The following is a 21,608-nucleotide window of genomic DNA, read 5'->3' on the forward strand; positions in this document are numbered from 1 at the left end:
GGTGGACCTCAAGCCATCTCTTAAGCGGTACGATGCGGGCGGCCGACGTCGGCTGGTCGTTGTCAGCGCGCTGGGGGTGGTGGAAATCCTCACCTGGGGGTCTTCGTTCTACCTGCCCGCCGTCCTGGCCGGGCCGATCGTGCGGGACACCGGATGGCCGCTGGCCGGGGTGGTCGGCGGCCTCACGCTCGGTCTATTGGTGGCGGCATTCGCCTCGCCTTACGTCGGGGCAGCCATCCACCGCCGCGGCGGCCGGCCGGTGCTGATCCTTGCAGCGCTTCTGCTCACGTCCGGCTTGACGATAGTCGCCATGGCGCCCGGCCTGCCGGTCTACTTGGCTGGTTGGCTCGTGATGGGATTGGGCATGGGTTGCGGCCTGTACGATCCCGCCTTCGCTACGCTCGGTCGACTCTACGGTGCGGAGGCTCGGCCGGCGATCACCACCCTGACGCTCTGGGGCGGGTTCACCAGCACGATCTGCTGGCCACTGTCAGGCTTCCTCGTAGGCCAGATCGGCTGGCGGGGAACGTGTCTGGCCTACGCAGGGCTGCATCTCGTGCTCACGCTGCCGCTGGTGCTTACCCTTATTCCGTCTGTCCAGACGCAACGCGAGACGCTTGGCTCCGCAGCATTCACGGACGCTCCGTTCCCGGTGGACAGGCGGCTGTTCCTGTTGTTCGCGGGCGTGCTGGTGCTCGGTGGCGCGGTCATGTCGATCGTATCGGTACACCTGCTGGCGTTGCTGCAGGCACGCGGTGTACCGTTGACCTCGGCCATCTCCTACGGCGCGCTCATCGGTCCGGCACAGGTTGCGGCCCGCGTGATCGAGATGTCCAACAAGGGGCGGCACCATCCGCTGTGGACGCTGACGGCTGCCCTGAGCTTGATCACTCTCGGGATAGGGTTGCTGACCGCTGGCATACCGGGCTTGGGCGTGTGGCTGGTCCTCTACGGGAGCGGGAACGGGATCTACTCGATCGCCCGCGGGACGGTGCCGCTCGTCTTGTTTGGTCCCGAGCGTTACGCTGTGCTGGTAGGCAGGTTAGCCAGACCGGGTTTGGTCGCTCAAGCGCTTGCTCCGTCGCTCGGTGCGTTCGTGCTCGTGCGCGGCGGGGTGGACGCTCTGTTCGTGCTGCTCGTCGGCTTAGCTCTAAGTAACCTTGGTATGGTCGTCGCTCTGTGGCGGGTCCGATGATCCTGCTCAGCTGGTTGTGCCTGAGCGAGGCATCGACGCGAAGGTTTCCTGATCAGGCTGCCCGAAAGCGGACTTTCTGAGCTTCCGCGAAGGGTCGGGAGCGGGACCCGTGATGCTGTCCGCTTCCATGCGGTGTCACCCGAGAGCGGACGAGCGGAAATCCACCCAACCCAGCTATTCTGAGGTGCCCGCCAACGCAACTGAAGCTGGCCGTAAGCGGCCTGTCCGCTTTGGAGAACTGCCGCGGGAAAAGCGGATCGCCCCCTATCGACCCAACCCGGTCATGACGCGATACGGATTGCTTTCCCGCTAGCAGACATTCCACTGCCCCAATGCGGATCAATCGAGCCGAACTGGCCGACCTCGGGACCTTCCTGACCATCGCGCGCCACCGCAGCTTCCGGAGGGCGGCCTTGGAGCTTGGCGTCAGCGCCTCTGCGCTCAGCCACGCGCTCAAGGCGATGGAGGCGCGCCTAGGCGTCCGCCTCCTCAACCGCACCAGCCGCAGCGTCACGCTGACCGCGGCGTGCGAGGATCCACTGGTGATGAGCATGGCGAAGCCGTGTGTGGCATGCATGCGCATCACCGCTATCTCAGAATGGCTGAGGCGTCCGGGCTTGTTCAGGTTCTCGATCGGCACTGCTCGCTGCGGCACGCATGGCCGGAACGGTTCACGTCGGATGGGTGGCGCGGTTAAGTCAACGTTGGGACGAGAAGCCAGCGGGAACCGGGTGAAGGTGGATGCACTTCCGCAATTGACAGAGCGGAACAGCACCATGACGATCAGCGACACTCCGCGGCCTCACGAGACGTGCAACAACACGCCCTCGAACGCTAAGGCAGTCTCCATCGCAGCGCTCAACGCCCGGCTGACGGACGGCATCGACCTCGCCCTGGCGATCAAGCAGGCGCACTGGAACCTCAAAGGGCCTTCGTTCATCGGCATCCACCTGATGTTGGATGGTTTCCGCGATGAGATGGACGACCTCAACGACAAGGTCGCAGAGCGGGCGGTGCAGCTCGGGGCTACCGCCCTCGGCTCGACCCAGGTCGTGGTGGGATCAACCAAGCTCCCCGCCTACCCGAGTGGCATCTACGCCATCGCCGACCACATCGCCGCGCTGATCGACAGCTACGCCGCCTACGCCAACGCGGTGCGCGAGAACATCGACGAGACCGACGAGGCGGGCGATCCCGACACGGCCGACCTGTTCACCGAGATCTCCCGCGCCGTCGACAAGCAGCTGTGGTTCCTCGAGGCCCACGTGCAGGAGCCGACCGGCGCCCTGCGTGACGGCAATGCGGGGCGCTGAGGGCGCATCACGCACGCGCCCTCCGCGCCGACGCGACGATGTTTTCGCATCGTTCGCCGGCGCGTCCTCTCCTCCCCCTTGAGGGATGGCGCTGGGGCGGGGGTCGTCAGGGTCGGGCAATATGGTGCCCCCTGCATCGCCCCCACCCCTGGCACAGCCCCGCAAGCTGAAGCGATCCCGGGCAGGCCCGGGGTCGCCAGGGAAGGGGAGAGGCGGTTCAACTGAACTTCAACAGCTTGATCGCGTCGAAGTCCTGCACCCCGCCGCCCACGCGCTTGGTGGTGTAGAACAGCACGTAGGGCTTGGCCGAATACGGGTCGCGCAGCACGCGCATCCCGGTTCGGTCGACCACCAGATAGCCCCGGCGGAAATCCCCGAAGGCCACCGACAGGCTGTCCTTGGCGAGATCCGGCATCGCCTCGGCCTCCGTGACCGGGAAGCCGATCAGCGTCGCGGGCCGGCCGGCGGCGAGCGGCGGCTGCCAGAGGTAGTTGCCCTCGCTGTCCTTGAACTTGCGGATCGCGCTCTGGGTGCGCCGGTTCATCACGAAGCCGGCATTCTGGCGATAGCCCGCCCGCAACCCGTAGATCAGGTCGAACAGCACGTCCCCCGGGCTGGTTGATGCGAAGGCCCCGGCCGCGCCCGTAGCCACGAAACCGAGCTTGCCCGGCACCCAGGCCGCATTGGCCACCGTGTCGTAGTTCAAGAAACCCCGCGGGCGGCTCGCGCCGTTGCCGGCCACGAAGGCGACGCCCTCTTGCTCGGCGAAGGCGGTCTCGATCTCGGCCGAGAGCCATGCGTCGAGATCCACCACGGCGTCGTCCAGCAGCGTCTGGGTGGCGGCCGGCATGGCGTAGAGTTCCATGGCGGGGAACACGATCTCCGAGAGCGCAGGCCCGTCGGTCTGCGGGCGCGGCGCGGTCTCGGCCGCCCAGCCGGTCACCGGCGCGCCCACCGAGACCGCGCGCTTGTAGTGCGCCCCCGAGATCTGCTGCACGCTGGCGATGGACCGGATCGGCGAGATCTCGCCGAGGCGCGTCAGCACGGTCCGCTCGATCGTGTCGGGCACGAGGTAGCCGCCGTCCGGCCCCGAGCCGGCCGAGAGGGCCTTGGCCTCCAGCCGCTTGAGGCCTGCGCTCTCGCCGGCCCGGACGTAGAGGTCGAAGGCGGCCTTGTGCTCCTGCGCGCCGGCATCCATCCGCGGCCCCGGCTGGCCCAGCGGCGGCCGGGCTTGCTCTAGGTTGATCCGGTCGAGGCGGGTGCGGGCGGCGTCCGGCGCCGCGTCGATCCGGGCGAGCTTCTCCTCGGTGAGCACATCGGTGCCGAGCCGGCCCTCGATCCGATGGATGCGGCTCTCGTTGGTCTCCTTGAACGCCGCGAAGGCGGCCGACAGTTCGTCGAGGGCGGAGCGGACCGGGGCGCCCTCGGGCCGGACGGCCTTGTCCTCCAGATCGGGGAGGCCGCTCTTGGTCTCGTAGGCGGCGGGCGCGCGGGGAGTATCGGCGTGCATCGGAAACCTCTGGATCGGGGGTGAAGTCAGGGCCGCGGGGCGGATGTCGGGGCGATCCGCCGGGCGAGGCCGCGGATCTCCGCGGCCAGCACATCGGATGCGTCGGGACCGGGGCTCGCCCGGGCGCTCGGCTGGAGCGGGAAGGTCACCAGAGAGATCTCCCAGAGATCGACGCGGTGCAGCCGACGCTCGCCGCCCGCGCTCCGGCGGGCGAGGACGGTGCGGAAGCCGATCGACAGGCCGTCGAGCCCGCCCCCGCGCAGCAGCGCGTCGACCTCCCGGGCGCGCTGCACCGCGAGGTTGAGCTGCCCCTCCGCAAACAGGCCGTGGGAATCCTCACGCAGGGCGAGCCAGCGGCCGATCGGCTCGGCGGGGTCGTGCTGGAACAGCAGCCGCACGCCGGCCGGCCCCTGGCGCGCGAGGCTCGCCGCGAAGGCGCCCGGCACGACCACGTCGCGGCCGAGATCGGGCACGCCGAAGACGCTGGCATAGCCGGTGAAGTGGCCATCCATGGATGAGTCCTCGGGCGTCGTTTTGGGAAAAAGGCGGTCTGATCCGCGGGCGCGCCTTCCCTCCTCCCTCTGCGGGGGCGGGCCGCCCCTGCGAAGCCGGGGTCGGGAGCCACCCTCCCCCGTGGAGGGGGGAGGGAGAGCGTCGGCGCTTCGTCAGGCCCCGCCGGGCCTCTCCGGCGGATAGCCCACCGCCTCGCGCTTCTCGGAGATCGCCAAGAAATCCGCCGCCTGCACCCGGCGCCACAGGGATTCCCGCTCGCCCGCCAGCGCCTCGATCCGGTCGAGGTCGGGTTCGAGATCCACCGGCCCGAAGGCGGGCTCCAGCCAGACCGCGAGGGCCTGCGCGGTGCGGCGCGCCAGCGGGATCAGGGTCTGGCGGTAGAGCGCCCGGTTGGCCTCGGCGTAGTTGGCGTGGGTGTTGTCCCCGGGCAGGCCGAGCAGCAGCGGCGGAACCCCGAAGGCGAGCGCGATCTCCCGGGCCGCCGCGTTCTTCGCCTCCACGAAATCCATCTCCCGGGGCGACAGACCGAGCGGCTTCCAGTCGAGCCCGCCCTCCAGCAGCAGCGGCCGGCCGGCATTGGCGGCACCCTGGTAATTCGCCGCCAGCTCCGCCTTCAGCCGGTCGAATTGCGGCTCGAACAGCGTCGCCCCCGCGAAGACCAGCGCCCCGGAGGGCCGGGCGGCGTTGTCGAGGAGCGCCTTGTTCCAGGCGCTCGCGGCGTTGTGGATGTCGAGGGCCGTCGCGGCCGCTTCGATCGGCGCGAGGCCGCCGGTCTCGTCCTCCGGATTGAACAGGCTGAGGGCCAGGATCGGCGCCACCTCGGGGGCGCCGGGGGGCGGCAGATCGAACCGGCGGCTGCGCCCGCCCACGGTGTAGATGTAGGCCGCCGGCCAGCCGTCGGACCCCGGCAGCATCCGCATCCGCCCCGGGCGGAGGGCCTGCAGCGCCGCGAGCCGGCCGTCGAGGGTGACGGCCTCCAGATAGGCGGTCCCGGTCAGGAGCAGGTCGGCGTAGGTCGTCTCCAGGAGATGCCCGCCGCTCTCCCGCGGGTTCGGTCGGGCGAGCAGCGCCAGCAGATCGCTCCCCCGATCGGCGCCCGGTCCGGTGGCGATCAGCGGCAGGCTCGCGGCGCTCTCGGCGACCAGCCGGACCGCCCGGTGGACCACTGGGTTGCGCGCATAGCCGGCTTGCGCCAGCGCCGTCGGGTCGCGGGGCGTCCAGCAGGCCCGGCCATCGGCGTAGAGCGCGAAGGCCGGAGCGGCCTTGGTGGCGGGGGCCGCCTCGCGCGCGTCGCGGCGGGTCACCCGCGCCAGCCGTTCGAGAAGGGTCGACATGGCGGTTCGGTCCTGGATTGGGATCTTGCGATGCGCGGCCGCTTGTCCGCGCAGCCGGGCGTGGCCGACCGGCGGGGATCGGCGCGGCTTCGGGTCTGGCCGAGGACAGCCCCGCCCGGTCGAAGCCCGGCGGCGTCAGGATTTCGCCCGCTGAGCCCCGATCGGCGCGCTCACCGACAGGCCCAGCGCCTTGCGGAGCCTGACGGGGCCGGAACGCGCTGCCGGAACAGGGGAAAAGACGGGTGCGCGCGGCGCTGCGCAGGTGACCGTTGTACCGGCGCCACAGTGAAGCACACGATATCGTGTATACAGGATGCAGTTCGTTCCTGAGACCACGAACCGCCTCTCGGCGCGCTTCCCACGGAGGCGCGCCGCATTGTTTTGGGGCCGTGCGGCCGATCGCGTCACAGACGCCGGATCCGCGGTTCCGCCCGCACCTCCAGCATCAGGTGCGTCAGCGCCCAGACCAGGGCGTCGAGCCGGTCAGGCGAGGCTCCGCCGGACAGGCCGTCCGGCCCGAAATTGCACAGCTCGTCCTCCAGCGCCGGAAACGCCCCGACATGGTGGACGAGGCCGCGGGCGTAGAGCAGCGAGACCGGCTCCGCCCGAAGGTACTTGCCCCGCGTGGCGTGGACCCGGGTCACCGGCACCGCCGGATCGCATTGCGCCAGCACGGCCGCCGCCATCTCGCCCCCCTGGTTGACCTCGACCACCAGGGCATCCGCGGCGAGGCGGTGGTAGAGCGCCAGCGCCGCCCCGGCCCAGGCCTGCGGGGTGGCCCGGGACAGGCTGGCATCGGCCAGCACGAAGGCGCGGCCCCCGGCGCGGCCGGCCGCCACGATCCCGCAGGCATCCGAGCGCGCCCCCGAGGTCGCAGGCGGATCGACCGCCACGACGATCCGCCCGAGATCCGGCGCGTCGGCGACCCGGCCCGCTTCGAGGCTCCCGCGGTCCCACAGGGCGTCGTCGCGGTCCTCGATCAGCTCGCCGTCGAGTTCCTGGCGGCCGAGGCGCGTGCCGGCATAGCGCCCGACGACGCGCTCCAGAAAATCGGGTGCGAGATGATCGGCGTTGTCGCGGGTGCGGGCGCGGCTCACCACGGTGCGCGGGTCGGCGAGCAGGCGGCGGATCAGCGGCACCGGCCGCGGCGTGGTGGTGACGAGGTTGCGCGGCCGGGCGCCCAGGCGCAGGCCGAATTGCAGCATGTCGAAGGCGGCCTCCGGCCGGCGCCACTTGGCGGCCTCGTCGCACCATGCGGCGCCGAATTGCGGGCCGCGCAGCGCGTCCGGCTCCTCGGCCGAGAACGCCTGGGCGACGGCGCCGTTGCCCCATTCGAGGCGGCGCCGGCTCGGCGACCAGACGGGCCGGGATCGGCCGCGCCGGGGCAGGCTCAGGAGCCCCGAGGGACCCTCGATCATCACCTCGCGCACGTCGCAATGCGTCTCGCCCACCAGCGCGATGCGCCCGACCGGCTCGGGCGTGAAGGCCGGATCGCCTTGGGCGAGGGCATCGACCCATTCGGCCCCCGTGCGGGTCTTGCCGCTGCCGCGGCCGCCGATCACCGCCCAGGTCGTCCAGGGGCCGGTCTCGGCCGGCGGGAGCTGGTCAGCGCGGGCGCGGTGCAGCCAATCCGCGTCGAGGGCCCGGAGCAGTTCGGGCGGCAGGGTCGCGAGGAAGTCAGGCAGGCGCCCCGCGGCCGACAAAGCCATCATAGCGTCGCGCGATCTCCGCGCGGAGGGCGGGCAGGTCGCGTTCGCTGCCGTCATCGCCGCCCTCCCCCGTCGCGCCGCAGGCGCCCTCGGCATCGATCTCGTCGAGCAGCCGCTTCAGGCCGCCGAGGTCGCGCAGGATCCGGGCGGACTCGGCGAGCGCGACACCCTCTTGGCTCAACGCCGCATCGTAGGCGGCGATCTGCCGGGCGATGTGCGCGCGCAGGTGCGTCAGCAGGTTCGCTGCGTCGATCGTCGGCGTTGGATCGCCCGCTGTCGACTGCGTCAGCGGCGTCAACCGGATGGCCGCGCTCAAGCATTCCGTCCGGCTGTGCCCGAAGCCCAGAGCCGCCGCGATGTCGGCGGGATCGTTGCCCGGCTGGCTCAGGAGCCGGGCCACAGCCTGACGCCGCGACGTCGACCATCGCAGGAAGACGGAATGCCAGTGCGGCGGCCGCGGCCATCCGTCCCGGGCGTTCCACGACTTGATCGTCCGCGGCTTGATCCCGGTCCGGGCGGCGATTTCGGTGATCGGCAGGTCGGTCTCGCGCAGGAGCTGCAGCACCGCAGCGCGTCGCTCGGCGGGATGGGCAGCGCATAACGGCATCGCCGTCTCTCCGCACACGTCTCGACCGTGCCTGGGTGATAGCCCAGGAGCGCGCCGGTGTCAAGCCTTAATTCCTAAATCGGCGCACTTTAGGAATTCCGGCCGGTCCCCGGAGGAACGGAGGCGGTCCGTCAGGATCGAAGCCGCGTCCCTGTCCTTCTTCATCCGATCGGATGCCGCGACGGTCCGCCCGATCGCACCGGCCGGCGTCATTCCGTGCGCCGGCCTACGTCTCGCGGGGGATCAATCATCCCATCCCTGTGAATGACAGCTCCAAAGGCGGCTGAAGACCGGAACGGCGCCCCGGTCGACACGTTGACGGGCGCATTCCACACGGTCCTCTCACCCCCACAGCGCGTCGAAGCGAGTCGAACCGAGTATGGTCGGACAGCCACCAGGGTCCGGAACGGCTGCGCCGCAGGACGATGGTCCCGTGGGGGGTTCCGACATGGCTCCGGCGCAGGGCAGCGCCGAGGCGGCGCTGAGCGACAGCTTCAGGCGCTTCGCCGACGTCGTCCCGCTGATGATGTGGCGCTCGGACGAGAAGGGCCACGCGATCCACCACAACGAGTGCTGGCTGGAATTCACCGGGCGTCCGCTCGCGGCGGAACTCGGTCTCGGCTGGCGCGAGGGGCTGCACCCCGAGGATTTCGACCGGCACGCGCGGATCGTCGCGCAGGCCTTCGAGGCGCGCGAGCCGTTCACCGTGGAGTTCCGGTTGCGCCGACACGACGGCGTCTATCGCTGGCTGCTCGATACCGCGCGCCCCCTGATGGAGGATGGGCGGTTTCAGGGCTATCTCGGCTCCTGCTTCGACATCACCGATCGCAAGCACGCCGAAGAGAACATCGAGCACGCGCTGGCCGAGAAGGAGACGCTGCTCGCCGAGGTCTACCACCGCGTCCGCAACAACCTGCAGGTGATGGTGAGCCTGATCGGCCTGTACGGCCGGGCGGCGCCGGATGCCTGCCGCGGCAGCTTCGAGGCGCTGGGCCAGCGGGTCCGGGCGATCGCCCTGGTGCAGCAGCACCTCCACGAGGCGCCGCACATCGCCTCCATCGACCTGCGGGATTACCTGCACCGCCTGGCCTCGGGCCTCGGCCAGCTCCGGCGCGCCGGCCGGATCAGCGTTCAGGTCGAGGGCTCGGGCAACGGGCTCGTGGAGCCGCGCACCGCCAACGCCCTCGGCATGATCGTGGCCGAGATCGTGGCCGAGTGCCTGGATGCCACCGCCGAGCACGTCGCCTGCGCCATCAGCATCGGGCTGGATGCCGCGGCGGGGCTGCCGCTGCGCGTCTCGATCGTCTCCGGCGTGAGCGAGATGGCGGCCTCCGGACGGCCCAATGTCCCCAAGCTCGGCCCCCGGCTCATCGCGGCCTACGCGGCGCAGGCCGAGATCGCCGTCTCGGGCGATGCCAGCCCGGCCGATCCCCTGAGGCTGACCCTGCCGCCGACCGCCGCCGTGCAATGACCCACCGCGTCTCTGGGCCCCGTCGCCACGACGGCGCGGACGGCCTATAGCGACGCGGACGCGACCCGGATCCGGACCAGCATGCTGCCCCCGATCGACACCATCATCGAGAATTTCGAGATCGTCGAAGACGACGATATGCGGCTCGAATACCTGATCGAACTCGGCCGCGCCCTGCCGCCGATGCCCGATCCCCTGCGGACCGAGGCCAACCGGGTCCATGGCTGCGAGAGCCAGGTCTGGATCGACACGGCGGCCGAGGGCTCCGGCCCGGAACGGCGCGTCAGGCTGCAGGGCTTCAGCGATTCCTTCATCGTCCGCGGCTTCGTGGCGCTGATGGTGGCACTCTACACCGGCAAGACCCCGCGCGAGGCCGCCGAGACCGACGGGCTGGACCTGTTCCGGCAGCTCCGCTTCGGCTCCCACGTCACGTCGAAGCGGTCGAACGGCGTGCGGGCGATGGCCGAGCGCATCCACCGGGACGCGACCCGGCTCGCCGCGGAGGGGTGAGGCCGGGCGGCGCTCATCCCCGCCAGAGGCGCAGGCGCGCCTGCTCCGGCCCCGTGGCCTCCCGCTCCAGGCCGTAATGCTCGGCGAGCCGCCCGAGGGCGATGCGCGCCACCACCTTGGCGGACCGGGCCGGCCAGCGCCGCTCGACCTCGATCCGCTCCAGGCCCTTCAGGAAGCCGCAGAGATCGATCAGCAGGCCGGACAGGTCGCTCCCGACCGCGTCGAGGGCGCCGCGCACCCGCTGCCGTGCTGCGATCACGTGGTCTGCCGCCGAGGCCGGATCGCGCGGGCCGCCGCCATCGACACGGGTCGCGCCGAATTCACCGCCCATCCGGGGCAGCAGCGCGGCAGCCTTCATGTCCCGCCGCAGCCGCTCGCCGGCCTCGAAGGAGACCGCGTCGATCAGCGGGACGCCGTCCCGGCCACGGCGGCGCACCATCCAGGCGAGCGGGTTCTCGGCGGCGTTGCGCAGGACCGGCCCCGATGCGTCGTCGCCGGCCTCGACGGTGAGCACGCGATGCTGGGCGGCGAAGGCGGCTTCGCCCCCCGCCGCCTGCCGGCGCAGGCGCGATCGCCCGGCGCTGGTGATCGTCAGCCGCGTGCCGGCGGCATCCCGTTCCGCCAGATCGGCCGCCGCGAGGGCCCGGCCGGACGCCGCCGTGAAGCGCCCGCTCCCCACGGAAATGCCGTCGCCGCCGCGCCGGACGATCAGCGAGTCCTCGGCGAACGGGTCGGGGCGCGCATAGGCGCCCGGCTCGCCGAGCCGCACCAGCAGGCGGGCGGCCTCGGGCGGCAGATCCGCCGATCGGGCCCGCCCAGGCTTCGTCGCGCCGGCACCACGGGGCCTCGTTCCCGACTTGATGTTCATGTTTTGTTCCTGTGAGTGCGTGGCTCAGCGGCGCCCGCATACCCTGTCAGGACAATCGTGAAAATCAAGGCTTATTTACCTACGATCCACCGCTAGTTTGCCGCAGGCCGGGCCGGACGTCGGCGCAGGACATCCGCGATCTCGTCTTCCGATTTGCCGCGGACCTCGTAGCCCATCGCCTCGAATCGATCGATCAGCTCGGTGCTGGTGGAGGCCGAGCGGGCGGCCCAGTCCGCGAGGATGCCGTTCACCTCTTCCAGATCGGGGTCGGAACCATCGGCCTGCGAATCGGGCTTGGAATCGGGGGCTGCGACCATGTCGGACCTCGGGTTCGAACCGGCACCGCCCGCGCGGATGCGCCGCGGCCGGCGGTTCAACGTTCGAGGTCCGAATGGGGTCCCGCGGGGTGCGCGGGTCGGATGCCGGCCCCGCGCGGTGGCGTCTTGCATCCCGCCGCCCGCCGGGACACATCCCCTGACCCGCACGTGACGGGATCCGACGGGAGACACGATGACGGAGATCGGCCGAGGCTTCCCGGCTCAGCAGACCGGTACGCCGATGGAGGCACCCAGGGCCGAGGCCCGGCCCCGGCGCTTCAGCGTGCATGGGCAGGAGATCACCGATCCCTACGCGTGGCTGAAGGCCGAGAACTGGCAGACGGTCCTCAAGGACCCCGCCGCGCTGCCGGAGGACATCGCCGCCTACCTGAAGGCCGAGAACGCCTTCGCGGAGGCGGCGCTCGCCGGGACCGCGGATCTGCGCAAGCGGCTCGTGGCCGAGATGCGTGGGCGGATCCAGGAGGACGAGAGCGGCGTGCCGGAGCCCGACGGGCCGTTCGCCTACTACGCCCGGCACCGGGAGGGCGGGCAGCACCCGCTGATCTGCCGGCGGCCGGCGACCGTGCCCGAGGTGCCCGAATCCGGCCCGGACCCGGACGAGACGATCCTGATCGACGGCGACCGGGAGGGCGAGGGCCTGCCGTTCTTCGCGATCGCCGCCGCGGTCCATTCCGACGACCACGCCCGCCTCGCCTGGAGCGCCGACACCAAGGGGTCGGAACTCTACACGATCCGGGTCCGCGACATCGCCACCGGCCTCGACCGCGACGACCGGGTCGAGGCGACCTCCGGCGAGGCGGTCTGGGCGGGGGATGGGGAGAGCTTCTGGTACGTGGCGCTCGACGCCAACCACCGGCCCGCCAAGGTCATGCGCCACCGCCTCGGCACGGCCCAGAGCGCGGACGAGACGGTCTATACCGAGCCGGATGCCGGCTACTTCGTCCATATCGGCAAGACGCAGTCGGGCGCCTTCCTGGACGTGACGGCGAGCGATCACGAGACCTCGGAGATCCGGCTGCTCGACCGGCACGCGCCGGAGGGGACGTTGCGCCTCGTGCATCCGCGCGAGCCGCTGCTGATCTACGGCGTGGAGCACCGGGGCGACCGGCTGTTCATCCGCACCAACGCGGACGGGGCGGAGGATTTCAAGATCGTCACCGCGCCGGTCGACGATCCGGGCCGGGCCAACTGGACCGACCTCGTGCCGCACCGGCCGGGGGTGATGATCCGCCACCTGCACGTGCTCACGGGCCACCTGATTCGATTGGAAATCGAGAACGCCAGGCCACGGATCGTCGTGCGCGACCTCGACAACGGGGACGAGCACGTCGTGGCGTTCGAGGAAGAGGCCTATTCCCTCGGCCTGAGCGCCGGCCACGCCTTCGACACGGCGACGATCCGGTTCGTCTACTCGTCGATGACGACTCCGTCGGAGACCTGGGACTACGCGTGCGGCAGCCGGACCCGGACCCTGCGCAAGCGGCAGGCGGTGCCAAGCGGGCACGATCCGGCCGCCTACGTGACCCGGCGGCTCTTCGCCACCGCGCCGGACGGCGAGCAGGTGCCGATCTCGCTGCTGCACCGGCGGGATCTGCCCCTCGACGGCAGCGCGCCGCTCCTGCTCTACGGCTACGGCTCCTACGGCACGCTCATGCCGGCCGCGTTCCGCACGAACCTGCTGAGCCTCGTCGACCGCGGCTTCGTCTACGCCATCGCGCATATCCGCGGCGGCACCGAGAAGGGCTGGCGCTGGTACCTCGACGGCAAGCGCGAGAAGAAGCCCAACACCTTCACGGATTTCATCGCCTGCGCGCGGGCGCTGATCGCGGCCCGCTACACCGCGCAGAAGCGCATCGTCGCCCATGGCGGCTCGGCCGGCGGCATGCTGATGGGGGCGGTGGCCAACCTCGCACCCGAGCTGTTCGCCGGCATCGTGGCCGACGTGCCGTTCGTCGACGTGCTCAACACGATGCTCGACGCCGAACTGCCGCTCACCCCGCCGGAATGGCCCGAATGGGGCAACCCGGCCGAGAGCGAGGCCGCCTTCCGGACGATCGTCGCGTACTCGCCCTACGACAACGTCGCCGCCAAGGACTACCCGGCGATCCTGGCGCTCGGCGGCCTCACCGACCCGCGGGTGACCTACTGGGAGCCGGCCAAGTGGGTCGCGCGGCTGCGCGCCACCATGACGGGGGGCGGCCCGGTGCTCCTGCGGATCAACATGGAGGCCGGCCACGGCGGCGCCGCCGGCCGGTTCGACCGGCTGGAGGAGGTCGCGCTGATCTACGCGTTCGCGCTGATGGCGGTGGGGAGGGCCTGAACCGCTCCGTTCAGGGCTGAGCCTCGGCGGGCGCGGGCGGCTGGGCCTCGCCCTGCATCCGCGCCCGCCGCGCCGCCTCCTCGGCGGCGGCCTTCTCCGCCGCTGCCTTCTCGGCCGCGGCCTTCAGCGCCGCGGCGCGCACCTTGTCCATCTCGATCCGGGCACGGCGGCGCTGCCGCTCCACCTGATCGGCCTCCGTCAATTCGATCGTCTCCAGTTCGCGCTGGAGCACGAAGGCGGCGAGCCCGTTCGACAGGGCGCCGACATCGAGCACCGGCTCGGGGGCGGCGAGCGGCCCGGCAAGCCCGAGCTGGATCGTCGGTGGGCCGGCGCTCCAGCCCCGGGGGACCGGACCGCCGGCGAGCGTCCCGCGGGCGTCGAGGCGGGCGCTGCGCAGGTCGTAGCCGATCGTGCCGGCCCAGCGGGCGGGCCCGAAATCGATGTCGACGGGGCCGGCCCGCAGGATCCCGCCCACGATCGTGACGGCGGCGCGTGCAGGTCCGGTCGCCTGCGCCGCCGCCTTGCCGAGTTCCTCCGCGACCAGCGCGCGCAGGCGCCCCTCGCGCAGCGGGTCATCGATCTCCACCGCCCGGGCCAGGGCACGCCCCGCCGCCCCCGGATCGGCCGCCGGGACGCGCAGGTCCTTGAGGGTCAGCGTGCCGCTGCCCGAAAGGCCGTCGCCGAGGCCCGGAAGCGTTTCGGCCGCGGTGGAGAAGCGCAGATCCGCATCCAGGCGCCCGCCGATCGGGCCATCGGCCAGCCCGGTGATCGCCACATCCTCCAGGGTGCCCGAACCCGAGATCGCCGCACCGGCGCCCGCCCGGGTGATCGTGGCGGAGCCCGCGATCCGCCCGCCCCCGAGCTTGGCCGTCAGGTCCCGCAGGGCGAGGCTGGCCTCCGACAGGTCCAACGCCACGGCGGCGTCCGTGCCCACGAGGCCGCGTCCGAGATCGAGCTGGGCGATGCGCGCGTCGAGCGTGATGGACGGGGGATGGGCCGGCGGCCCGAACCGCCCGTTCTCCTGCGGCGGGAGCAGGAGCGCCTCGGTCAGTTGCGGCAGGGACAGCCGGTCGACGCCGACGCGCCCGCGCAGGGCGCCGCCTGGCGCGCGCAGCAGCGTCCCGTTCACGGCGGACCCCGCGATCTGCCCGGTGGCCGCTGCGGCGCTGGCACCCGCGTCCTGCGCGAGCGTGACGGTGAGGTCGGCCGGCCACGCGCCGGGCCGCAGGCGCGCGGCGCCGGCCAGACTCAGGAAGGGCGCGAGGTCGGCCGTATCGGCCCGGACCACGCCGGCGGTGGGCAGCGCATCGGCGCCGATCAGGATCGGCCGCGCGGTCGCGATCCGTAACCCCGCCACCGTCCCGTTGGCAGTGACCGCGAGGCTGGACCCGTCCGGCCGCTCGGCGTTCAGGTGAAGCTCCGCGGGCTGCTGGAGGCCCGGGATGTCGGTGCGCCCGAACCATGTCCCGGCCCGGGCGGTGCTCAAGGCGGCGGTGCCGCCCTCGATCCGCGTCCCGCGGCTCGCCAGCGTCAGATCGAGGGTCCCGCCGCCCGCGCTGCCCCGGGCCTGCGTGCGCAGGGCCTCGGCGGCACCGCCCTCCCGGTCGAGGGTGACGGCAAGGTCGAGGGGCGCGTCCTTCAGGAAGGCCGGCAGCAGGCGCAGCTCCCCGACCCAGACCCGTTCGAGCAGGCCGAGCAGCGGCGCCGCCACCGGGGCCTTCAGGCGGCCCGAGACGCGCCCGGTCCCGTCCGCGCCGATCCGGCCGGAGAGGGTGGCGCTCGCCCCCGCGAGGTCGGTCACCGCGAGGCTGTCGACCACGACGCTGGCGCCGTCGGTCTGGATGCTCGCCGCGATGGTGCCGTTGCCGGAGCCGATGGTCCCGAACCGGACGTCCCGGGCCTCCAGGGTGAGGGCGAGGTCGAGGTCGCGCAGGGTCCCGAGCGTCGTCCCGAGGGGCGGCAGGGCCGCGACGTCGATGCCGTTCGCCCGGATCTGCGCGTCGAACCGGCCCCGCGCCCCGGCTTCCGCGGCGGTGTAGCGGGCGTTCCCGGTGATCCGGGCGGTGCCGAGGGCGAGGCGCAGGTTGCGCAGGGACAGGCTCGCGGCGTCGGCCGAGAGGTCGGCGGCGGCCTCGATCCGGCGCCCGTCGAGCACCGCGATTAGCGGTCCCTCCACGCCGAGGCGGCGCAGGTAGCGGCCGAGCGCATCCGAATCGGGGGTAACGAGCGCCACCGGCCCGGTCAGGCGGAACGGCGCCGTCTCGACCTGCCCGCTCACGCTGAGGGTCGACTCCGCCGGGCCTGTGACCGAGAATCGGCGCAGCAGCAAGCCCCCCGCCCGCTCCACGGTGCCGGTGAGCGCGAGGTTCGACCATTCATCGCCCCCGAGCACGGCGCTGCCCACCGCGAGGTCGAGGTCGAGCATCGCCGGCAGCGCCCCGCCCCAGTTCGGCAGGCCCCGGGCGATCAGGTTCTGCCCCTCGGTCGAGGCCAGGAAGGCGTCGAGGTCGAGGCGGCGGGCCTCGAGGTTGAGGCCGGCGCGCCACTGGCGCAGATCGAGCCGGCCGGTGCCGCCGAGCCGCAGGGTGCGCCCCCCCGGGTCGATGGCGAGATCCACCCCCTCGAACCGCACCTGCGTGCCCCGGGCCTTGAACGCCCCGCTCAGCGAGAACGGCAGATACGGCCCCGCCGCCTGGGTCGGGGGACCGACCACGACGCGGGCGGTGCCCTCGGCCTCCACCTGGACGGCCTGGCCGGATTCCTGCGGGACGAGGCCGAACCGCGCATCCGCCTCGAACCGCGGATGGGCATCGCCGCCGCCTGAGATCTTCACGGCGAGCCGCCCGTCGGCCCCCGGGGTGCCGCTGACAGCCCGGAACGGGACGCCACCGCTCGTGCCCTCCACGCGCCAGGGCCCGACCAGGGCCGGGGCCTGGAGGGTCAGGTCCTGCGCGTAGAACTGATCGGTCCGTCCGGTCGCCGGCACCTGGGTGGTGACGAGGAATTGCTGGACGTGCAGCGCCTCCAGGGCGAAATCGCGCCCGCGCAGGGACGCGCCGAGATCGGCCGGCAGCTTCAGGGCATCGGGGCCGGCGAGCGGGAGCTTGATCTCGGCCCGGCCGACCCGCGTCTCGGTGAAGCGGAACTCGCCCTTCAGGAGCGGCGCCAGGGCGACCTCGGCCTTGACGAACCGGGCATCGAGGGTCGGGCGTTCCGGATCGGTCCCGAGGTGCAGCCGGTCGACGCGCAGCCGCGGCGAGGGCAGGAGCCGGACCTCGATCCGGCCGTCGGTCCGGGCCGGGACGCCGAGCGACCGGGTGATCGCCCGGTCGACCAGGGCGCGATGGGCCTGCCAATCCACGAAGGGCGGGACGGCCAGGGCCGCCACGAGAACCAGGATGACGGCGCCCGCCAGCGCGGTCAGAAGATCACGCAATGGTCCCGTTCCGCACTCGTTTCCGCGCGGGACCGCCCCCCGCGTGCCCCCGCGGGCAAACCGCACCGGCCATAGCACGATCAGGGGCCGGGGGCGCCAGCGGGGATCTACGTGGTCAAGAACCTCGTCGCTTCGACGCGACGCGGCTGTTCGTATGAACGGAAGGTTCATAGCTCGCAAATAACTGGTACGATTTACCCACCAAGCCCGACCGAAATGCGAGACATGACATGAATTATCGCACCTCGGAAGGCACTTAGATTCAACTTAATAGACTAGTATCATTGCCGGTATAGTCGCAAAAATTGTCAACTTGGCGCGAGGTTGGCAACAGGTTTGGCGGCAGGATGTTTAATGCTCGCCGAACAGGCAGGTCAGCACAGGAAAACGTCATGCCCCAGAAAGCCCATACCGAGGCTGCCGAGCATCACGAGAAGGCCGCCAAGTCGCATCGCGCAGCCGCCGAGCATCACGGCAAGGGCGATCACGCGGCTGGTCACAAGCACTCGACGGAAGCACACGGTCACGCGGAGAAGGCCAAGGAGCATTCGACCAAGGCGCACGGCAAGAGCGCCGAGAACCACAAGTCGTAAGGCCCTTCCCGGGTCCGGCCCTCGCCCGAGGACGGGCGAGGGTTGGATCGTGAGACCTTTACCTGCGACGCTTCTCGTTGACTCCGTCACGACGCTCAGCCCACGGGACGCAACTCTCGGTTCGGATACCCTGCCGGCCGTCGTCCGTGCCGGCACGGATGATGGGTCTGCACGGCCTCACGCGTTGTCCTCACGCTTCGAGAAGGATCCCGGCAGCCGTTCGAACGGTCGGCGCCGATCGAGCTCGGCCAAGGCTACAGGGTCCGCAGCCAACCCGCCGCCAATAGGCGAAGTCCATCCGCCCACCCCACACCCTCCGGTCGCATCCCGCCCGAACCACCTCGACGCCGTTCGCGATTTGGTCCAGGGATGCGGGATGCAGAACCGCCCGCACGCGCAGCCCGCCGGGGACGGCGCTCCGTCCTCCTCCATCGCCGCCCGCGCCATGGGCGCGCTCCGCCGCGACGCCGCCGCTTATCTCGAAGGGCTCAACCCCGAGCAGCGCCGCGCCGTCGAGACCACGGAGGGCCCGGTCCTGGTGCTGGCCGGGGCCGGCACCGGCAAGACCCGGGTGCTCACCACCCGCATCGCCCACCTGATCGCCACGAACCGCGCCCGGCCCTTCGACATCCTGGCGGTGACCTTCACCAACAAAGCCGCCCGGGAGATGAAGCACCGGATCGGCGCGCTGATCGGCCCCGCCGGCGAGGGCATGCCCTGGCTCGGCACGTTCCACGCCATCGGCACCAAGATCCTGCGCCGTCACGCCGAACTCGTCGGGCTGAAATCCGACTTCACCATCCTGGGCACCGACGACCAGCTTCGGCTGATGAAGCAGGTCATCGCCGACCAGAACATCGACGAGAAGCGCTGGCCGGCCCGTGCGCTGTCGCATGCCATCGACGGCTGGAAGAACCGCGGCCTCGGCCCCGAGCAGGTGCCCCCGGGCGAAGCCGCGGCCTTCGCGTTCGGCAAGGGCGGCACGCTCTACACGGCCTATCAGGCCCGGCTCGCGACGCTGAACGCCGTCGATTTCGGCGATCTTCTACTGCTCTGCCTCAAGCTGTGGCGCGAGAACCCCGACGTGCTCGCCAACTACCAGGACCGCTTCCGCTACATCCTGGTGGACGAGTACCAGGACACCAACGTCGCCCAGTACCTGTGGCTGCGCCTGCTCGCACAATCGCGAAAAAACATCGCCTGCGTGGGCGACGACGACCAGTCGATCTACGGCTGGCGCGGCGCCGAGGTCGACAACATCCTGCGGTTCGAACACGACTTTCCCGGTGCGGTGGTGGTGCGTCTGGAGCGCAACTACCGCTCCACGGGGCACATCCTGGCCGCCGCCTCGGGGCTGATCGCCAAGAATGAGAGCCGCCTCGGCAAAACCCTGCGCACCGACGACGAGCCGGGCGAGCGCGTCACCGTCACCGGCGCGTGGGATTCGGAAGAGGAGGCGCGGCTGCTCGCGGAGGCGATCGAGTCGCTGCAGGCCAAGCAGCATTCGCTGGCGGAGATCGCCGTGCTGGTGCGGATCTCCGCGCAGATGCGCGAGATCGAGGACCGGTTCGTCCAGCTCGGCCTGCCCTATCGGGTGATCGGCGGCCCGCGCTTCTACGAGCGGGCTGAGATCCGCGACGCGCTGGCCTACCTGCGCGCCACCGTGAACGTCAGCGACGACCTCGCCTTCGAGCGGATCGTCAACACCCCGAAGCGGGGCCTCGGCGACGCCACGCTCCAGCAGCTCCACGGTTACGGCCGCGCCAACCGGGTGCCCCTGCGGATCGCGGCCGAGCGCCTGTGCGAGACCGACGAGCTGAAGCCCCGGGTCCGCTCCACCCTGCGGGCCCTCACCGAGAGTTTCTCCCGGTGGGCGCGGCGCGTGGAATCGCAGCCCCACAGCGAGGTCGCGCAGACCATCCTGGAGGAATCCGGCTACACCGAGATGTGGCAGAAGGACCGCTCGGCCGACGCCGCCGGGCGCCTGGAGAACCTCAAGGAATTCGTCCGCTCCATGGAGGAGTTCCCCGACATGGCGGCCTTCCTGGAGCACGTCTCCCTGGTGATGGAGGCCTCCGAGGCCGAGGGCGCCGAGCGGGTCTCGCTGATGACGCTCCACGCCGCCAAGGGCCTGGAGTTCGACACCGTGTTCCTGCCCGGCTGGGAGGACGGCCTGTTCCCGAGCCAGCGGGCGCTCGACGAGAGCGGCCGGGCCGGGCTGGAGGAGGAGCGGCGCCTCGCCCATGTCGGCCTCACCCGGGCGCGCAAGCGGGCGAAACTGTCCTTCGCGGTGAACCGGCGCATTCACGGCCTGTGGTCCTCGACCATCCCGTCCCGGTTCATCGACGAGCTGCCGGAGACGGCCGTCGACGTGGTCGAGGCCCCCGCCCATTTCTCCGCCGGCGCCTCGCGGTTCGACCGCAACCCGACGCCCTTCGGATCGAGCTACGGCACGCCCGGCTGGCAGCGGGCCCAGGCCAACACGGCGCCGCAGGGCGGCCGCGGCTTCGGATCCGCGCCGGGGGGTCGATCGGGCGGCCCGCGCCAGATCGAGGGCGAGCTGATCGCCAAGTCCACGGGCGCGCCGTCCGCGTTCCAGGCCGGCCAGCGGGTCTTCCACACCAAGTTCGGCCCCGGAACCATAGCCGGCGTGGACGGCAACAAGCTGACCGTTGACTTCGACAAGGCCGGCCGGAAGATGGTGCTCGACAGCTTCATCCAGGCCGGGTGAGGCCTGTCCCGCCGATCAAGCCCGGACGTTTCAGGGCGGCAGGGTCGGCCGGCTTCGCCCCCGCGGGCGGGGAGGATCGCGATCGTGCCGGATGCCGCGTCATCGCGTCTCCCTCATCCCGATGCCGAGCCTGATGCATCCGCGCCAGCACGGCGCGTTTTTCGTACCGGCCGAGGCGAACGTCACCCCCCGGTCACACCCCACACGCAATCGTGGGACACGAATCACGCTGGCGCGGCAGTTGCGTCACGTATTCGGCCGCGCGCGGCATGTCGTGACGCTCTCCACAGGCGGACGAGCGCGGGGCGGAACCTTTGGGACGGGGCCCGTATTAGTTCCGCAAGCGAGTAGTACCGGGAGCAAATAGGTAAACGGCAGTTCAGCGACAAATCCAGGTTGGCAAGTCCCGTTGGAGTGTACATCCATGAAGAGACGCCGCGCACGCCTTGAATTGGTTGAAGACCGCACGTCCCGCATCCACCGCACACGTTTCGACGAAGAACGCAATCTCGCCCCGATCCAGCCCCTCACCGAACGCCAGGCCGACTATCTCGACGCCCTCGCCCGCTCCCCGCAGGTCATCGTCCTGGGGCCCGCCGGCACCGGCAAGACCTTCATCGCCGGCACCCGCGCCGCGGACCAGCTCCGCCAGCGCCGCATCGCCAAGGTGGTGATCACCCGCCCGAACGTGCCGTCGGGCCGCTCGCTCGGGTTCTTCCCCGGAACCCTCGAAGAGAAGATCGCCCCCTGGGTCGCCCCGCTGACCGAGGCCATGAAGGAGCGGATGGGCGCGGCCGCCTTCGAGATCGCGCTGAAGGCCGGCGACATCGAGATCGTCCCGTTCGAGGTGATGCGCGGGCGCACCTTCAAGAACTGCCTCGTGATCCTCGACGAGGCGCAGAACACCACGGTCAACGAGATCAAGATGTTCCTGACCCGGATCGGCGACGATTGTCAGGTCATCATCAACGGCGACGTGTCGCAGACGGACCTGCGCGAGACCTCGGGCCTGCGCATCGTGATGCACCTCATCAAAAGCCGGATGATGCCGATACCGGTGGTCGAATTTACTCGGAACGACATCGTGCGCTCAGGGATCTGCGCCGAATGGGTGAAGGCGTTCGAGGAAACGAATCTCTAACTCAGAAGTTGATGGCGGC

General features: G+C 71.2%; 16 protein-coding genes. 8 read left to right on the forward strand and 8 right to left on the reverse strand.

All coding sequences use genetic code 11. The annotated features are described in order from the left end of the window. Nucleotide 1: 1 nt before the first annotated feature. Both MKK75_RS27430 and dps read left to right on the forward strand, forming a co-directional pair. Nucleotides 2-1,195, forward strand: a complete 1,194-nt coding sequence (locus MKK75_RS27430) for an MFS transporter (protein WP_244045646.1) — start codon at nucleotides 2-4, stop codon at nucleotides 1,193-1,195. Between the two features lie 332 nt (nucleotides 1,196-1,527). Further along, a complete protein-coding gene (dps, locus tag MKK75_RS35905; protein ID WP_279594170.1) occupies nucleotides 1,528-2,508 on the forward strand; it encodes a DNA starvation/stationary phase protection protein Dps in 981 nt (326 codons plus the stop codon). 217 nt (nucleotides 2,509-2,725) lie between these two features. Here the strand turns inward: dps and MKK75_RS27445 are convergent, their stop codons facing one another. The 5 genes from MKK75_RS27445 to MKK75_RS27465 all read right to left on the reverse strand — a co-directional run bounded on the left by MKK75_RS27445 (nucleotide 2,726) and on the right by MKK75_RS27465 (nucleotide 8,181). Further along, complete coding sequence (locus tag MKK75_RS27445) at nucleotides 2,726-4,018, reverse strand: phage major capsid protein (RefSeq protein ID WP_244045647.1); 1,293 nt, start codon at nucleotides 4,016-4,018, stop codon at nucleotides 2,726-2,728. A gap of 26 nt (nucleotides 4,019-4,044) precedes the next feature. Beyond that, nucleotides 4,045-4,530, reverse strand: coding sequence for an HK97 family phage prohead protease (locus MKK75_RS27450; protein WP_244045648.1), 486 nt, complete (start codon nucleotides 4,528-4,530; stop codon nucleotides 4,045-4,047). 153 nt (nucleotides 4,531-4,683) lie between these two features. Continuing rightward, nucleotides 4,684-5,865, reverse strand: a complete 1,182-nt coding sequence (locus MKK75_RS27455) for a phage portal protein (protein ID WP_244045649.1) — start codon at nucleotides 5,863-5,865, stop codon at nucleotides 4,684-4,686. Nucleotides 5,866-6,269: 404 nt separating this feature from the next. After that, nucleotides 6,270-7,574 (reverse strand): DNA-packaging protein, encoded by a 1,305-nt coding sequence (locus MKK75_RS27460; protein ID WP_244045769.1) that lies wholly within the window; start codon nucleotides 7,572-7,574, stop codon nucleotides 6,270-6,272. Further along, a complete protein-coding gene (locus tag MKK75_RS27465) occupies nucleotides 7,543-8,181 on the reverse strand; it encodes a helix-turn-helix domain-containing protein (RefSeq protein WP_244045650.1) in 639 nt (212 codons plus the stop codon). Before MKK75_RS27465 ends, MKK75_RS27460 begins: the two co-directional genes overlap by 32 nt. A 448-nt stretch (nucleotides 8,182-8,629) precedes the next feature. On the opposite strand from MKK75_RS27465, the gene MKK75_RS27470 reads away from it, so the two are divergent. Both MKK75_RS27470 and MKK75_RS27475 read left to right on the forward strand, forming a co-directional pair. Then, on the forward strand, nucleotides 8,630-9,652 hold the full coding sequence (locus MKK75_RS27470) for a sensor histidine kinase (protein ID WP_244045770.1): 1,023 nt from the start codon (nucleotides 8,630-8,632) through the stop codon (nucleotides 9,650-9,652). A gap of 81 nt (nucleotides 9,653-9,733) precedes the next feature. Next, nucleotides 9,734-10,162 (forward strand): SufE family protein, encoded by a 429-nt coding sequence (locus MKK75_RS27475; protein WP_244045651.1) that lies wholly within the window; start codon nucleotides 9,734-9,736, stop codon nucleotides 10,160-10,162. A 13-nt stretch (nucleotides 10,163-10,175) separates the two neighbouring features. Here the strand turns inward: MKK75_RS27475 and MKK75_RS27480 are convergent, their stop codons facing one another. Both MKK75_RS27480 and MKK75_RS27485 read right to left on the reverse strand, forming a co-directional pair. Beyond that, nucleotides 10,176-11,030 (reverse strand): DUF6456 domain-containing protein, encoded by an 855-nt coding sequence (locus MKK75_RS27480; RefSeq protein ID WP_244045652.1) that lies wholly within the window; start codon nucleotides 11,028-11,030, stop codon nucleotides 10,176-10,178. Nucleotides 11,031-11,122: 92 nt separating this feature from the next. After that, nucleotides 11,123-11,347, reverse strand: coding sequence for a hypothetical protein (locus MKK75_RS27485; RefSeq protein WP_244045653.1), 225 nt, complete (start codon nucleotides 11,345-11,347; stop codon nucleotides 11,123-11,125). Between the two features lie 193 nt (nucleotides 11,348-11,540). Here MKK75_RS27485 and MKK75_RS27490 point away from each other — a divergent pair, with 193 nt between their 5' ends. Then, on the forward strand, nucleotides 11,541-13,688 hold the full coding sequence (locus tag MKK75_RS27490) for a S9 family peptidase (RefSeq protein ID WP_244045654.1): 2,148 nt from the start codon (nucleotides 11,541-11,543) through the stop codon (nucleotides 13,686-13,688). Between the two features lie 10 nt (nucleotides 13,689-13,698). Here MKK75_RS27490 and MKK75_RS27495 read toward each other — a convergent pair whose 3' ends face one another. After that, entirely contained in the window at nucleotides 13,699-17,124 is a 3,426-nt protein-coding gene (locus MKK75_RS27495; RefSeq protein WP_244045655.1) for an AsmA protein, read from the reverse strand. Nucleotides 17,125-17,516: 392 nt separating this feature from the next. On the opposite strand from MKK75_RS27495, the gene MKK75_RS27500 reads away from it, so the two are divergent. The 3 genes from MKK75_RS27500 to MKK75_RS27510 all read left to right on the forward strand — a co-directional run bounded on the left by MKK75_RS27500 (nucleotide 17,517) and on the right by MKK75_RS27510 (nucleotide 21,589). Next, the gene (locus MKK75_RS27500) at nucleotides 17,517-17,717 is read left to right on the forward strand and encodes a hypothetical protein (protein WP_244045656.1); all 201 of its coding nucleotides are present in this window, start codon (nucleotides 17,517-17,519) and stop codon (nucleotides 17,715-17,717) included. Between the two features lie 376 nt (nucleotides 17,718-18,093). After that, a complete protein-coding gene (locus MKK75_RS27505) occupies nucleotides 18,094-20,448 on the forward strand; it encodes an ATP-dependent helicase (RefSeq protein WP_244045657.1) in 2,355 nt (784 codons plus the stop codon). 424 nt (nucleotides 20,449-20,872) lie between these two features. Beyond that, nucleotides 20,873-21,589, forward strand: coding sequence for a PhoH family protein (locus MKK75_RS27510; RefSeq protein ID WP_244045658.1), 717 nt, complete (start codon nucleotides 20,873-20,875; stop codon nucleotides 21,587-21,589). The last annotated feature ends 19 nt before the right edge of the window (nucleotides 21,590-21,608 follow it).

Source organism: Methylobacterium sp. J-030, from assembly GCF_022829545.1.
In the GTDB taxonomy this organism is placed as follows: Bacteria; Pseudomonadota; Alphaproteobacteria; order Rhizobiales; family Beijerinckiaceae; genus Methylobacterium.